Origin of the sequence: Sphingobacterium sp. E70, from assembly GCF_019285695.1 — a bacterium.
Lineage (GTDB): Bacteria > Bacteroidota > Bacteroidia > Sphingobacteriales > Sphingobacteriaceae > Sphingobacterium > Sphingobacterium detergens.
Map to the genome: position 1 here is coordinate 5,660,011 of NZ_CP079104.1, position 12,819 is coordinate 5,672,829.

The 12,819-nt window shown below is 38.7% G+C and carries 21 protein-coding genes and 1 pseudogene; 16 read left to right on the forward strand and 6 right to left on the reverse strand.

Annotated features, from left to right (window positions below; genetic code table 11):
- Positions 1-2 precede the first annotated feature (2 nt).
- The 3 genes and pseudogenes from KUH03_RS40450 to KUH03_RS40460 all read left to right on the forward strand — a co-directional run bounded on the left by KUH03_RS40450 (position 3) and on the right by KUH03_RS40460 (position 1,889).
- Positions 3-748: pseudogene (locus tag KUH03_RS40450) on the forward strand (succinate dehydrogenase/fumarate reductase iron-sulfur subunit).
- A 195-nt stretch (positions 749-943) separates the two neighbouring features.
- On the forward strand, positions 944-1,315 hold the full coding sequence (locus KUH03_RS40455; RefSeq protein WP_257090235.1) for a hypothetical protein: 372 nt from the start codon (positions 944-946) through the stop codon (positions 1,313-1,315).
- Between the two features lie 238 nt (positions 1,316-1,553).
- Entirely contained in the window at positions 1,554-1,889 is a 336-nt protein-coding gene (locus KUH03_RS40460; protein ID WP_257090236.1) for a hypothetical protein, read from the forward strand.
- 263 nt (positions 1,890-2,152) lie between these two features.
- On the opposite strand, the gene KUH03_RS40465 is transcribed toward KUH03_RS40460, so the two are convergent.
- Positions 2,153-2,464: a GNAT family N-acetyltransferase gene (locus KUH03_RS40465; protein ID WP_257090237.1), complete on the reverse strand. Its 312-nt coding sequence runs from the start codon at positions 2,462-2,464 to the stop codon at positions 2,153-2,155.
- A gap of 552 nt (positions 2,465-3,016) precedes the next feature.
- Between KUH03_RS40465 and KUH03_RS40470 the strand changes: the two genes are divergently transcribed.
- The 11 genes from KUH03_RS40470 to KUH03_RS40515 all read left to right on the forward strand — a co-directional run bounded on the left by KUH03_RS40470 (position 3,017) and on the right by KUH03_RS40515 (position 8,190).
- The gene (locus KUH03_RS40470; protein WP_257090238.1) at positions 3,017-3,463 is read left to right on the forward strand and encodes a carboxypeptidase-like regulatory domain-containing protein; all 447 of its coding nucleotides are present in this window, start codon (positions 3,017-3,019) and stop codon (positions 3,461-3,463) included.
- Positions 3,460-3,672 (forward strand): TonB-dependent receptor plug domain-containing protein, encoded by a 213-nt coding sequence (locus KUH03_RS40475; RefSeq protein WP_373564575.1) that lies wholly within the window; start codon positions 3,460-3,462, stop codon positions 3,670-3,672. Before KUH03_RS40470 ends, KUH03_RS40475 begins: the two co-directional genes overlap by 4 nt.
- Positions 3,673-3,689: 17 nt before the next feature.
- The gene (locus KUH03_RS40480) at positions 3,690-3,803 is read left to right on the forward strand and encodes a hypothetical protein (RefSeq protein WP_257097798.1); all 114 of its coding nucleotides are present in this window, start codon (positions 3,690-3,692) and stop codon (positions 3,801-3,803) included.
- An 8-nt stretch (positions 3,804-3,811) separates the two neighbouring features.
- Complete coding sequence (locus KUH03_RS40485; protein ID WP_257090239.1) at positions 3,812-4,204, forward strand: hypothetical protein; 393 nt, start codon at positions 3,812-3,814, stop codon at positions 4,202-4,204.
- 29 nt (positions 4,205-4,233) lie between these two features.
- Complete coding sequence (locus KUH03_RS40490) at positions 4,234-4,680, forward strand: hypothetical protein (RefSeq protein WP_257090240.1); 447 nt, start codon at positions 4,234-4,236, stop codon at positions 4,678-4,680.
- Positions 4,681-4,727: 47 nt separating this feature from the next.
- A complete protein-coding gene (locus KUH03_RS49920) occupies positions 4,728-5,171 on the forward strand; it encodes a hypothetical protein (protein WP_373564576.1) in 444 nt (147 codons plus the stop codon).
- Positions 5,075-5,659: a TonB-dependent receptor domain-containing protein gene (locus KUH03_RS40495; protein WP_373564577.1), complete on the forward strand. Its 585-nt coding sequence runs from the start codon at positions 5,075-5,077 to the stop codon at positions 5,657-5,659. Before KUH03_RS49920 ends, KUH03_RS40495 begins: the two co-directional genes overlap by 97 nt.
- Positions 5,590-6,195: a hypothetical protein gene (locus tag KUH03_RS40500; RefSeq protein WP_257098095.1), complete on the forward strand. Its 606-nt coding sequence runs from the start codon at positions 5,590-5,592 to the stop codon at positions 6,193-6,195. The genes KUH03_RS40495 and KUH03_RS40500 overlap by 70 nt, the downstream gene beginning before the upstream one ends.
- A gap of 120 nt (positions 6,196-6,315) precedes the next feature.
- Positions 6,316-6,792 carry a hypothetical protein gene (locus tag KUH03_RS40505; RefSeq protein WP_257090242.1) on the forward strand — a complete coding sequence of 159 codons (477 nt, stop codon included), beginning with the start codon at positions 6,316-6,318 and terminating at the stop codon, positions 6,790-6,792.
- Positions 6,738-7,157 (forward strand): RagB/SusD family nutrient uptake outer membrane protein, encoded by a 420-nt coding sequence (locus tag KUH03_RS40510; RefSeq protein ID WP_257090243.1) that lies wholly within the window; start codon positions 6,738-6,740, stop codon positions 7,155-7,157. Before KUH03_RS40505 ends, KUH03_RS40510 begins: the two co-directional genes overlap by 55 nt.
- Positions 7,158-7,224: 67 nt before the next feature.
- Positions 7,225-8,190 (forward strand): RagB/SusD family nutrient uptake outer membrane protein, encoded by a 966-nt coding sequence (locus KUH03_RS40515; RefSeq protein ID WP_257090244.1) that lies wholly within the window; start codon positions 7,225-7,227, stop codon positions 8,188-8,190.
- A 101-nt stretch (positions 8,191-8,291) separates the two neighbouring features.
- Here the strand turns inward: KUH03_RS40515 and KUH03_RS47515 are convergent, their stop codons facing one another.
- The 5 genes from KUH03_RS47515 to KUH03_RS40530 all read right to left on the reverse strand — a co-directional run bounded on the left by KUH03_RS47515 (position 8,292) and on the right by KUH03_RS40530 (position 10,820).
- Complete coding sequence (locus KUH03_RS47515; protein ID WP_373564578.1) at positions 8,292-8,768, reverse strand: MFS transporter; 477 nt, start codon at positions 8,766-8,768, stop codon at positions 8,292-8,294.
- 8 nt (positions 8,769-8,776) lie between these two features.
- The gene (locus KUH03_RS47520) at positions 8,777-9,031 is read right to left on the reverse strand and encodes a hypothetical protein (RefSeq protein ID WP_306429331.1); all 255 of its coding nucleotides are present in this window, start codon (positions 9,029-9,031) and stop codon (positions 8,777-8,779) included.
- Positions 8,971-9,456: an MFS transporter gene (locus KUH03_RS47525; protein ID WP_306429332.1), complete on the reverse strand. Its 486-nt coding sequence runs from the start codon at positions 9,454-9,456 to the stop codon at positions 8,971-8,973. Before KUH03_RS47525 ends, KUH03_RS47520 begins: the two co-directional genes overlap by 61 nt.
- Positions 9,457-9,544: 88 nt before the next feature.
- Positions 9,545-10,174 (reverse strand): FadR/GntR family transcriptional regulator, encoded by a 630-nt coding sequence (locus KUH03_RS40525; protein ID WP_257090245.1) that lies wholly within the window; start codon positions 10,172-10,174, stop codon positions 9,545-9,547.
- Between the two features lie 181 nt (positions 10,175-10,355).
- Complete coding sequence (locus KUH03_RS40530) at positions 10,356-10,820, reverse strand: hypothetical protein (protein ID WP_257090246.1); 465 nt, start codon at positions 10,818-10,820, stop codon at positions 10,356-10,358.
- A 562-nt stretch (positions 10,821-11,382) separates the two neighbouring features.
- Here KUH03_RS40530 and KUH03_RS47530 point away from each other — a divergent pair.
- Positions 11,383-11,649 carry a twin-arginine translocation signal domain-containing protein gene (locus KUH03_RS47530; protein ID WP_306429333.1) on the forward strand — a complete coding sequence of 89 codons (267 nt, stop codon included), beginning with the start codon at positions 11,383-11,385 and terminating at the stop codon, positions 11,647-11,649.
- A gap of 47 nt (positions 11,650-11,696) precedes the next feature.
- Complete coding sequence (locus KUH03_RS40535; RefSeq protein WP_306429334.1) at positions 11,697-12,746, forward strand: Gfo/Idh/MocA family protein; 1,050 nt, start codon at positions 11,697-11,699, stop codon at positions 12,744-12,746.
- Positions 12,747-12,819: the final 73 nt, after the last annotated feature.

Genomic DNA, 12,819 nt, shown 5'->3' on the forward strand with positions numbered 1-12,819 from the left:
TTATGAATCTACATCTTAAAATCTGGCGACAAAAAGATAATCAAACAGCAGGAAAACTGGTAGCCTATGATCTACAGGGCCTTAATCCACATATGTCTTTTCTTGAAATGTTGGATACCTTAAATGAAAAGCTCATTGTGAACGGAGAGGATCCTGTTGAATTTGACCATGATTGTAGGGAAGGGATCTGTGGCCAATGCGGTGTAATGATTAACGGTATTGCGCATGGTCCGTTGAAACATACGACTACGTGTCAGTTGCATCTACGTTCGTTCAACGATAATGATACTATTGTGATAGAACCCTTCCGTTCATCAGCATTTCCGGTGAAAAAGATCTTAAAGTGGATAGGTCCGCTTTTGACCGAATTATTTCCTGGGAGGCTTTGTATCTATCAATACAGGTCAGGCACCGGATGCCACAGTTATTCCCATTTCACATGAACTCGCTGAAGAAGCTTTTGATTCAGCTGCTTGTATCGGATGCGGTGCATGTGTTGCCACCTGTAAAAATGGGAGTGCAGCGCTATTTACTTCAGCAAAGATTACACATATGGCCTTACTGCCACAGGGAAAGGAGGAAAGAAATCACCGTGTACTCAGTATGGTCAAGCAAATGGATGCGGAATCTTTTGGACACTGTTCAAATACAGAAGCATGAGGTTGAATGTCCACAAGGTATATCTGTCTTAAATATCGCCAGGATGAACTTTGAATATAATAGAGCCTTAATCTTTAAGAAGAAATAGCTTCTATTGTTTCAAAATTTTGCGGTCATGTATTAGACGATAATTAATGATATTAAACTGTTTAGACAAATATTTTTGTTGTTTTTGTAGCTGATTATCCCGGAAAATAGGGATTTATAAAATATTATACTTTTTAAGTAGGTTTTTGTAGTATTTTTGAAATGTAAAAAAATCACTTAAGTTATTAGGATAGATATGAAGTGTAGAAGGTTATTGGTCGCATTGTTCACATGTGGTGTGATCTTAGGTAATGTGTCGTGCAAAGATTTCTCCAACAAGGTATTGGGTAGTGGCAAAGAGGGCAGCAGGGATACTTTAAACGAAAAGTTAACCCAAAAGGAAAAAGTACCTGTTCTTTTGAATAAATGGGATTCTCTTCAAAAAAATCAGCTCCATTTTACAGTTGATAGTTTGCATCCTATCCCTGTAAAGCAACAAAAACGTAACCTGAAAGATTCGTTGCGAAGAGCTTTTGATGCACATCCAAAGCATATTTATTTGACATTTGATGATGGACCTTTGATCGGGAGTGCGGCGATAGATTCTTTGGCAAAAGAGAAAATATAAAAGTAAGTGTGTTCTTAATCGGTAAGCATGCCAACATGAGCAGGGGAGAAAACGGGATCTTCAGAAATATGAAAGTAATCCATTAATTGCTTGCTATAATCATAGCTATACGCATGCAAATAACCAATATTCACGATTCTATAATAATCCGGAAAAAGCTTTTGCAGATTTTGAAAAGAACGAAAAGGATCTTAATCTTCAGCATAAAATTGTTAGACTTCCGGGTAGAAATATCTGGATGTATGATGATATCCGGAAGATAGATTTAAAAAATGGCGCTACAACAGCTGATATGCTTCATAAAAATGGTTATCGTATTTTTGGTTGGGATGTGGAATGGCGTTTGAATAGTATTACAGGTAATGCGATAGTGAGCCAAGAAGCGACATTATCCCATATACGCAACTTTATGAACAATAAAAGTTCCATGGTCCCGAATAATGTAGTTTTTTTAATGCATGATGACATGTTTCAGACTAAGAAAGGGCAACAACAGTTATCTTCATTAATCGATGCACTTAAAAGCGATGGATACCAATTCGAGCTTATGCAAGATTACCCCATTAAATATTAAATAAAAAGGATTGGCTGTCATCTACAGCCAATCCTTTTATGTTATTCCAAACTCTTTTGGATAGACAACCACTCCTTTAACTCCGATTAATGCTCCCTGGTGGAGTTCGATAATCATGCAATTTTCATCTGGAACCTCAAATGGCATTTTAATACCATATTTGACCGTTTGTTCATAGCCAAATCTTGGGTAATAATCTGCATGCCCTAGTAGGATAATAGATCCGAAATCAAGTTGCTTTGCGATTTGATTGACTTCTGCAATTAGTTTACCTCCGATACCTTTTCCTGAAATTCAGGTAATACTGCAATTGGGGCTAAAGCAAGAGAAGGATAGCTCTCTTGATTTTCTTCATTAACAATTTTAATCCTTGTCACTAAAATATAGCCAACTGGTTTACCATCGATCTCTGCAACTAGTGCAAGTTTGGGTATGAATCCAGTCGATTGACGGAGTTTTTCAACCAGAAACTGTTCCTGATGATCACTATATTCTTCCTGCTCAAATGCTTTCTGAACGAGTTCAAAAACGGCTTGATAATCACTTGGGATTTCTTGTCTAATGTGTATCTTCATGATTGAGGCAGATTTTTTTCGAAAGATATATTTCTACATTATTATTTCTATTGCTATCCGCAATTAACCAATAACAATGTTTCTTGTAAAAATACGTATTTCCATATAATTCTATAGCGATTATAATTAAAACTTATCATGTGATTTTTTCAAAATATAACTGTTCTATTTTTAAGTAAAAGATCAGACGTCTATGTATTTAGACGATATTTTTTTGAAACTACCAAATAGGGGCTATATAACTATAAATTGGTTATTGTACAGCTTCAACCAGATCGATTTTACCCGGTATTATCAAGCTGTAGCGATCCATATATTTTCTTTTAATGACTTGTAAATGAGTTGTCTGCTTGTGTATTTTTAAATAGTGTTAAAATAACACTTGCATTGTTTATTTATTTTTGTATTTTCATCTATTCAAAATTCAATTATAAACCGCCTTTGATAAGATCCTAAACCGAGTATCTTGTGAAAGCAAATAAATAACTAATAAACATACAATTTAAACCATTAAACAGTTTTTATGATTAATTGCCATTATTTCTCAAATCAATGGAAGAGAGCGTTTTGGACAGGATCACTGTGTTCAATCGTCGCACTGAGCCCCAAACTGTAGATGCTGTAAGCCTAGCGTCTTACGGAAATCTCTTTCAACAAGAATTAAGTGTCACTGGTATCGTGCGAGATGAATCAGGAATGCCAATTTCTGGAGTAACCGTTTCGGTTAATGGAACTAATTTGGTGACAAAAACGGACAATGAGGGTCGCTACAAATTGGACAAAATTCCGCCCAATAGTACGGTCAATTTTCGCATGGTTGGTAAACAGACTATGGATGAAGTGATCAATGGACGACGTGCCATAGATGTAACACTGCTAAATTCTCAATCCAGCTTGGATGAAGTCATTGTGGTTGGTTATGGTAAACAGCGGAAGGAAACAGTAACCGGTGCAGTAGCTACAGTTAAGGGAGTGATCTTGCCCAGTCACCGGCATTGAACATTTCCAATGCAATGACGGGAAGAATTCCTGGGGTTATTGCTACAAATGGTAGTGCGGAGCCCGGAAATGATGGATCCACGATCAAGATCCGTGGTACAAATACCTTAGGGAATAGTAGCCCATTAGTGGTTATTGACGGTGTTCCGGCCCGTGAAGGGGGAATCGAGCGGCTTAACCCCGCGATATTGAAAACATTTCTGTTCTAAAAGATGCTTCAGCAGCAATTTATGGTGCAAGGGCAGCGAATGGCGTTATCCTCGTGACAACACGTCGGGGGAAACCGGTAAGCCACAGTTTTCTTATACCTTCAATCAAGGGTATTCTCAACCAACGGTAATTCCCAAATTGACAGACGCTACACAGTTTGCGGAAATTCGTAATGAGCTTGAAATCTATAACTTACCTGTAGATGAATGGTCAGCAGCATTAACCGCTATAAATGGTACAGGATCTTATACCAAAAAGGATGGAACAGTGTTGGGAGCACCTTTTAAACCTGACGATATTCAGAAATTTAAAGATGGTTCAGATCCTTGGGGACATCCGAATACAGACTGGTATAAATCTACATTGAAAGATTGGTCTCTCAACAACGTCATAATCTCCAGATTAATGGAGGAACAGAAGATGTTAAATATCTATTGTCATTGGGTTACCAAAATCAAGATGCTTATTACAAAAATTCTGCAACCGGTTACAAACAGTATGATTTACGTATTAACCTTGACGCAAACATAAGTCAATACATCAAAACGCAGTTTGGTGTCTTGGGGAGGCAGGAAAACCGTAACTTTCCGACAAAAAGTGCAGGAACTATTTTTCGTATGTTGATGCGCGGAAACCCTACTCAACCAGCGATATGGCCAAATGGAAAACCGGGACCTGATATTGAGAATGGCGAAAATCCTGTCGTTATTACAACGAATGCCACCGGATATGATCGGGATAAGCGATATTACTTCCAGACAAATGGACAAGTGGATATCACAAATCCATGGGTAGAAGGGCTTAAACTAACATTAAATGCTTCTGTTGATAAGTACGTAAAAAACCAGAAGACCTGGGGTACTCCTTGGACATTGTATTCCTGGCCGGGTGCTTACGAAGCGGATGGTAAGACGCCACTATTGCAAGCTGGCCGACGTGGCCCAGCGGATCCAAACCTAAATCAAAGTAATGAAGATCAGCTCAATATTCTATTAGGGGGATTTTAAGTTTTGACCGAAAATTTGGAGACCATCAAGTAAACGCTATTGCTGGGGTGAACAGAGAGACGACGGATAACGACAAGTTTAGTGCCTATAGGCGTTACTTCCTCTCAAATAGTATAGATTACCTATTTGCAGGTGGAGAACAAGAGAAAAATAACGACGGAACAGCTTGGAAAAGAGCGCGGTTAAATTATTTTGGCCGTTTCGGTTACAACTATAAAAGTAAATATATTGCGGAGTTTCTCTGGCGCTATGATGGCTCCTATATGTTCCCTGAAAGTGAACGTTTTGGATTTTTCCTGGTGCAATGGCTGGTTGGGTGGTATCGGAAGAGAATTTCTGGAAGGAAAATATCCCAGTCATCAACTATTTTAAAATTCGTGCCTCTTATGGGCAAATGGGGAATGACAATATTTATTGGGAAGATAAACTGCAAGAATATCAATACTTTTCTACCTATTCATTTGGAACCTATGTTGTGGATGACAAGCTAGCCAAAACATTGTTTGAGAGCCGTGTACCAAATGAAATGGTTACCTGGGAGGTTGCCAATAATTATAATTTGGGCTTTGATTTCCAATTTTTACAGGGTAAGTTAAATTTTGAATTTGATATCTTCAAAAATCGCCGGAATTCCATTCTATGGCGAAAAAATGCTTCTGTTCCGCAAAGTACCGGTATGACTCTACCAGCTGAAAATATTGGTAAGGTGGATAATAAAGGCTGGGAATTTAATCTCGGTTATAAGGGTAAAGTCGGTGAACTTGGATATACAGTCGGAGTCAATGGGGATATGCGAAGAATAAAATTATTTTCTGGGATGAGGCTCCAGGTGCTCCTGCTTGGCAGCAAAGTACAGGCAAGCCTATCAAAACAGATATCTATTATGTATATGACGGAGTATTTCGAGATATGGATGATATCGCTGCCAATAAACTTGATTATAGTGCCATTACCAAAACTTTACGTCCGGGTGATATGAAATACAAAGACCATAATGGCGACGGGAAAATCACACCGGATGATAAAGTAAGAAGAGATAAAAATAGTGACCCAACATTCCAAGGAGGATTTAATTTTAGTTTGAGCTATAAGGATTTTGATTTGTCTGTTTTGTTCCAAGGAGCAACAGGCGGAGAAATTCGTGTTGGTACAGATGAATCGGGTTCTATTGGTAATTTTCTGGAAGAATTCTACGATAAACGGTGGAGCATAACTAATCCGAGCAGTGAATACCCTCGACTAACGGATCGGAGTAACCAATATTACTCGTACAATAATACATATTGGATGCGGAGCACCGATTACCTACGCCTAAAAAATGTAGAATTGGGATACAACCTTCCATCAACAATCTGCGATAAAATTGGTATTGGTTCATTGCGTGTGTATGCGAATGGTATGAATTTAGTCACTTGGAGTAAGCTAAAGATGTACGATCCAGAGGCTGTAAACGCACTGGGACAATATTATCCACAGGCGAGATTACTGAATGCAGGGGTGTTGTTATCGTTTTAAGTAGTATAAAATTATGAAAATAAAGAAAGGCTAGTTGTCCGTACTTATGGACCAATAGGTTTTGGGTACAACGAATAGCCATTGGAAATTTATTCTCAGAAAAATAAATCAGATAAGAAAATGAAAAAAATTGTAAATATATCACTATCTATACTTGTATTATCGGCCGGACTCCAGTCATGTAACGACGATTTTGTGAATACAAAGCCGCTTAGTGAAGTTCCTAACGAACTGGTGTGGTCTGATCCAGGACTGTCAGATGCTTTTGTGGTTGAAATATACAATGGTTTTGGTGTGGGCGGTTTCTACGAACAAGAGATGGCTTCTATGACAGATGAAGCACTATTCACTCACCCAAATCGTGGGATTAATACAGTAACTGAATCACGGTCCAATCCAGCTGATCAAGGCTATATCATGGATACCTATGAATATGGACGTATGTATGTACGTATTCGGGCAAGCAATATTGCTATTTCAAATTTGAGACAGGCAAAATTTGATCAAGTAAAAGCAAATAAAATATTAGGGAGGCGTATTTCTTGCGTGGATATTATTATCAGCAACTCTTACGTTTCTATGGTGGTGTACCCGTAGATAATAAGATCTATACCTTAAATGATAAGGATTTTATGAAGCCTAGAAATAGCTACGCTGAATGTGTCGATGCGATCGTCAAAGATCTAGATAGCGCAGCGCTACTTTTAAAGGATATAACACCAGCCAAAGGGAGGGCAAGTGAAGCAGCAGCTTTGGCACTAAAATCACGTGTATTGTTATATGCCGCGAGTGATCTTCATGATGCTAATAAAGCCGGTGCGAAATCGGCACTTTTGAAAGCATATACAAAACCGGAATATTTGATGTATACCAGTGGTAGCCAGACTGAGCGCTGGAAAAAGCAAAGGAAGCGGCAAAAGCAGTCTTGGATCGGGCCAGTTTTGCCTATAAACTGGATATGACCAAGCCCGTATCGGCAACAGAGGGAACGGCAAACTATATGGCTTTGTCGCTAGGGGTGGAAGTAAAATGGCAGATGCTGCAGGGGCAAAAGATATTATTTTGGGCCGTTTTTTCATTAATGAAAAAGACGAACGCGGTGGATGGGTTGGACGTGATAATGGGCCAAATGGTTATCACAACTGGGCGGGAAATACACCTATTCAATTGCTTGTTGATGATTATGAGACGGATAAGGGGCAAAAATTTGATTGGTCAAATGCTGCCATGGCTGCGGCTCCCTATCAAAACCGTGATCCGAGATTGAAGGCAACAATTCTATACGATGGTTCCGACTGGAAACCAAGGACAGCCGATGTGACAAAAAGAGATCCCAGCAATCAGATCCAAACCGGTCAATATGAAATTGTTAATGCGCAAGGTAGTAAAGTCACGCATTTTGGTTTAGACACTAGAAAAAGTCCTGTTGAAGACTGGAATGGCTCAAGAACGGGGTATTATATGCGGAAGTTTGTTGATCCTGATCCTGCTCAGGAAGATCAAAATACAAGACAACGTATTCCCTGGCCGATGTTGCGTTATACTGAAGCTGTATTAAACTATGTGGAGGCCTGTATCGAATTAGGCGAAGAGGCGGAAGCAAGAACTTGGTTAAATAGAATTCGATTCAGAGCAGGAATGCCTGCAATCGCAGTTGAAGAGACAGGGGCAGCACTCAAAAACCGCTACCGGAATGAGCGCCGAATTGAATTGGCTTATGAAGAGCATCGTTTTTTTGATGCAAGACGCTGGATGATCGCAGCAGAAACGATAGGACGTAAAGCCAACATCATCAATATCACAGGAACGCTAAAAGACAATAAGACAGTGACATTGTATAAATATGATCCGAGCAATTATAATTACAAATATTTTGTAAGTAATATTGATCCAGGAATCGAAAATAGAAACTGGGATGATAAGATGTATTTTACTTCTTTACATCGTGATGAAATAAATAGAAATACACAGCTTATTCAGAATCCGGGATATTGATATCTTTAGAAACATCTCTCCGGTAATTATCGGAGAGATGTTTTTTTATCAGGCCTTTTTCTGACGTTCAATATTGGGTAATAAGCCCGTCGCAATACCGATCAATGGAAGATAGGCGCAGATGTTAAAGACGTGTTCAATGGAAGTTCTATCTGCGAGCCATCCCAAAATGGCAGAACCAATTCCCCCATCCCAAAGGCAAGTCCAAAGAAGAGTCCAGCGATCATGCCTACTTTTCCCGGAATCAATTCCGTAGCGTAAACCAATATAGCAGAGAAAGCAGAAGATATAATCAGTCCGATCAGAATAGACAGTATCATTGTTAATGTCAGCCCCACATGTGGCAAAAGTAATGTAAAGGGCGCCGCACCAAGTATTGAAACCCAAATAATGAGTTTACGGCCGTATCGATCGCCTAATGGGCCACCGAGTATTGTTCCAACCGCTACGGATGCAAGAAAAACAAAAAGATAAATTTGTGATTCTTGTACAGTAATGCCAAACTTATCGATAAGATAAAATGTAAAATAGCTGGTCATAGACGCCATATAGAAATACTTTGAAAATATAAGAATCAACAGGATAACTAGAGCAAAGATGATTTTAGATCTGGAAAACTCGATTTTACCTGTGTCGCATTGAGTGCGCTGACCGTAGCTTTTGGTTTAAGATGCAATTGATACCAATTTCCGACATAGGTAAGAATTAAAATGGCTAGAATGGCCAATACACCAAAAACGCCGATGTATTGTTGGCCAAATGGGATAACAATCAGCGCAGCTAGGAGAGGACCAATTGCACCACCTGCGTTTCCACCGACCTGAAAAATTGATTGCGCCAATCCTTTTTGCCACCAGAAGCTAAGTGTGCAACACGGGAGGCCTCGGGATGAAAAATAGAAGATCCCATGCCGATCAGGCTCACTGAAAGCAAGATATAGATAAAATTGGAAGCAAAGGCAATACAAAGCAAACCGGCGAGGGAAAACAACATTCCGATAGCCAAGGATCTTGGCGTAGGATTCTTATCCGTGTAAAGTCCAACAAAAGGTTGCAGAATGGAAGCTGTCAGTTGAAATACTAGGGTGATAAAGCCAATTTGCGTAAAGCTAAGAGCATAATTAGATTTTAACAGCGGATAAACAGCTGGAATAACTGATTGAATAAGATCATTCAATAGATGAGAAATACTAATTGCAAATAAAATAGGGTAGACCGTCTGGGAACTATTCCAAGAACCATCTGCTTTTAAAGATTCTGTTTTCATAAATTAATACATCAGGTCATCTGATGTTTTGTGACATTATTTATTATTGTTTGGTTTTCGTGATTTTTATTACAAAAGCTTTTAAAAATTATTTATGTTGGATAATTTGATTTGCGACGGCAACAGCTTGTTGGATGTTTTTATCTTTAATAGCTTCCATCAGCTCCTCATGTTGCTTTTGTGATGCAATGAAGGGTGTTGTATCCTTATAGATTTCCATAAAAAATTTATTCACGTGAACCGATAAGGTATTGTATAACGCTGTTAGAATATTATTTCCACAAGATTCGGCGATTGCGCTATGAAAAGCGATATCTGCTTCTACACAAGCGATAAGATCTCCGCTAATGGCATATTTTGCTCTATTTTTAAGCGCAAGAGCCATATCTTTCAAACCTTTTGCGCTACGATTTATTGCGGCTTTTTCAATGATTTTCAATTCCAGAACGTGTCTAACCTCGAAAATATCGTTAAAATTACCTTTTTCAATTTTTGCATCAAGTGCATGGTGTCCGGTCACACTTTTGATAAATGTTCCCAAACCTTGTTGTACATTTAGATAACCAGATTGACTTAAATACTTTATTGCTTCCCGAATTGTAGATCTTCCAACAGCAAATTGTTTCATCAACTCGGGCTCAGTAGGGAGTTTTGAATCCACCGGAAAATTACCCAATTTGATTTTTTCTTCAATTGCGGCAGCGACTTCTTCAGCCAAGGATCTTCGTACGATGTGTTCATTTTCATATAGTCATATCATCTGATGATTGCAAAGGTAAAATAAAATTCAGCTACAACACAAATAAAATTTCATTTTTATTATCGGGCCCATTGTGGGAGTTTTTCGGATACTTCAATATCTGCTGAAGCATATTGATATTGAAAAATAATTTCGGGCTCTATGTGGTTTTCCGCACATCTACTCCTTTTAATGTATCGAAAATATCCAAATTGCGTTTCAGGAGTGGGAGTGCCCGAATGTATAAATCCTCAATATTTTCTAAACTGCGAGGTATTTGGCTACTCTTCCGATTTTGTGCCCGAGCCAGACAAATGTCGAGATTGTCCGTATAGAAAAATAATATTTCGATTCTATTATCAGGGTGGAAAGCTTTTATTTGTCTCAACAGGTCGAAATGTTTTTTCAATCCTAAATTGATTTCTATTGCAAAATCCTGATTAGCTAGAAGCATATCCTGCAACATTTTCTCGAACCGTTTGTATCCATTCATTATTCCGAGCTCGCGATAACGCTGTATAGTGAGATCGGCATCAAGTATTTTAATGCCTTCGGGTATAAAATATGGCCCACAAGTGCTTTTTCCAATGTTTGGTGGTCCCGCTATTACGTAGATTGTTGCCATATTCAGATAAATTGAATTGTCCCATCCAAGTACTCAGCAATCATTTGTCCGTTCTTATGATAGATCAAAGGTAATTGCTGTGAGAACAGATGACGGCGGATATTTTGTCCTAGGTCTTTTTCCAGGCTATTTTTTCTTCGATTGCCATTATAAAAGGATCCTTTTGCATCCTTCCGATTGTAATCAGTTCTTCTTCCGGGATTATTTTTTTCATTTAGTATTTAATTAAATGTTGTCAGGTTTGTTTTAAATATAAACAGATATTGTTAAATACTAAAATTATATTAACATAAAATACATAGATTTCTGAGTATTTCTTTTGTATGTTTGTATAAAAGTATCCGCGGTTTGGAAATCGAAATAGCTAAAGGCAGGTAACCGCAGGCATGGGGTGGGCTGACTGTCTATGCTTGCTAATATTTCTCCGATCTATGTGGTCCATGCTGATTGGGGAATTTTAGCTAAAAAAATACTATTTGTTACATTTTGAATAAGCAGTATGTTGTCAAAAGAAAACAAAACACCAAAAATATTCTTTTGTTAACTAACTAAAACTATAAAAATGATTAATTCACGTAGAGATTTTATTAAAAAAGCGGGATTGCTGGGAGCCAGTATGTATACAGGAACACATGCTTTCAGTGCTTCAAGTTATCGACGGATTATTGGTGCAAATGATCGCATCAATATTGGAGTGGTTGGATTTTCAGATAGACATAAAGGGGCACATGCACCTTCGTTTCTCGCGGCTTATAAAGATTTGAATTTTGATATTATTGCTGTAAGCGATATCTGGAAGTTGCGCCGAGAGGAAGGTGCTGACTTCTGAAACAAAAGTTAGGACATGCCATTAAACCATGTCTAAATAATGAGGCCATGTACGACATCAAGGATATTGACGCTGTATTTGTTTCAACTTCCGACTTTCAGCATGCTATACATACGATAGAAGCTGTTCATGCTGGTAAAGATGTCTATGTCGAAAAACCATTAGCCGATACGATGGAAGATGCACGTGCAGTACTAAAGGCCGTTAAAGATAGTAAGAGGATCGTGCAGATCGGTTCACAACGTCGGAGCGGTTTAAATTACTTTGCCGCAAATGATTTTATTAAAAGCGGAAAATTTGGAGATATTGTCATGGTTGAACTCACTTGGAACGTAAATCAGCCGGGACGATGGCGTAGACCTGATCTAGTGGCGAAGCTAAAAGAGGAAGATACTGACTGGAAACGCTTTTTGCTTAATCGCCCGTATGAACCTTTCAATGCCAGACATTATCTGGAGTATCGATTATTTTGGCCCTATTCATCTGGTATTCCCGGACAATGGCTATGCCATCAGATTGATACAGTGCATTGGTTTACAGGTTTACCACACCCACGTAGTGTAGTTGTAAATGGAGGAAACTATCTTTGGAAAGATGGAAGAGAAAATGCGGATACCTTTACTGCTGTATTTGATTACGGTCCATTAGACGATCTGACTAAAGGATTTCAGGTATTGTTTAAATCCAGGCAGACAAATTCAGGCGTCCTGAACGGGGAGGAGGTGAAGGAAATTTATTACAGCAACGGCGGAACGCTCAATTTGGATACCAATAACATCTCAGCTACAGGTGGTCTGACTGAAGAGTACGCTCGTGCAATGGGAATGAAGGCAAATTTATTGCCGGATATTAGTCTGAATAATATCCGTGTTGGTACAGCGGCGAATACCGGTGGGGATGTTGTCACCATGGCACATATACGCAACTGGATGGAATGTGTCCGCAACCGTAAAGAACCCAACGCACCAATTGAAGCGGGGTACAACCATTCTATTGCAGTTATTATGGCAAATGCGGCCTACAGGACAGGCGAAAGGGTTATTTTCGACGATAAGCAACAAGAAGTGATTGCGGGAGGAAAAGTATTCAAATATTAGCGGGGTTTAATTCAGATCAATCAAAAAAATGAAAAAAATACTCTCATTTACGCTATTTCTGGCGGCCATTATA

Coding starts and splice junctions, on each gene's coding strand:
- KUH03_RS40455 (WP_257090235.1), top strand. CDS start 944: ATGAAGTGTAGAAGGTTATTGGTCGCATTGTTCACATGTGGTGTGATC.
- KUH03_RS40460 (WP_257090236.1), top strand. CDS start 1,554: ATGTATGATGATATCCGGAAGATAGATTTAAAAAATGGCGCTACAACA.
- KUH03_RS40465 (WP_257090237.1), bottom strand. CDS start 2,464: ATGAAGATACACATTAGACAAGAAATCCCAAGTGATTATCAAGCCGTT.
- KUH03_RS40470 (WP_257090238.1), top strand. CDS start 3,017: ATGGAAGAGAGCGTTTTGGACAGGATCACTGTGTTCAATCGTCGCACT.
- KUH03_RS40495 (WP_373564577.1), top strand. CDS start 5,075: ATGGGGAATGACAATATTTATTGGGAAGATAAACTGCAAGAATATCAA.
- KUH03_RS40500 (WP_257098095.1), top strand. CDS start 5,590: ATGGATGATATCGCTGCCAATAAACTTGATTATAGTGCCATTACCAAA.
- KUH03_RS40505 (WP_257090242.1), top strand. CDS start 6,316: ATGAAAAAAATTGTAAATATATCACTATCTATACTTGTATTATCGGCC.
- KUH03_RS40515 (WP_257090244.1), top strand. CDS start 7,225: ATGGCAGATGCTGCAGGGGCAAAAGATATTATTTTGGGCCGTTTTTTC.
- KUH03_RS47525 (WP_306429332.1), bottom strand. CDS start 9,456: ATGAAAACAGAATCTTTAAAAGCAGATGGTTCTTGGAATAGTTCCCAG.
- KUH03_RS40530 (WP_257090246.1), bottom strand. CDS start 10,820: ATGGCAACAATCTACGTAATAGCGGGACCACCAAACATTGGAAAAAGC.
- KUH03_RS47530 (WP_306429333.1), top strand. CDS start 11,383: ATGATTAATTCACGTAGAGATTTTATTAAAAAAGCGGGATTGCTGGGA.
- KUH03_RS40535 (WP_306429334.1), top strand. CDS start 11,697: ATGTACGACATCAAGGATATTGACGCTGTATTTGTTTCAACTTCCGAC.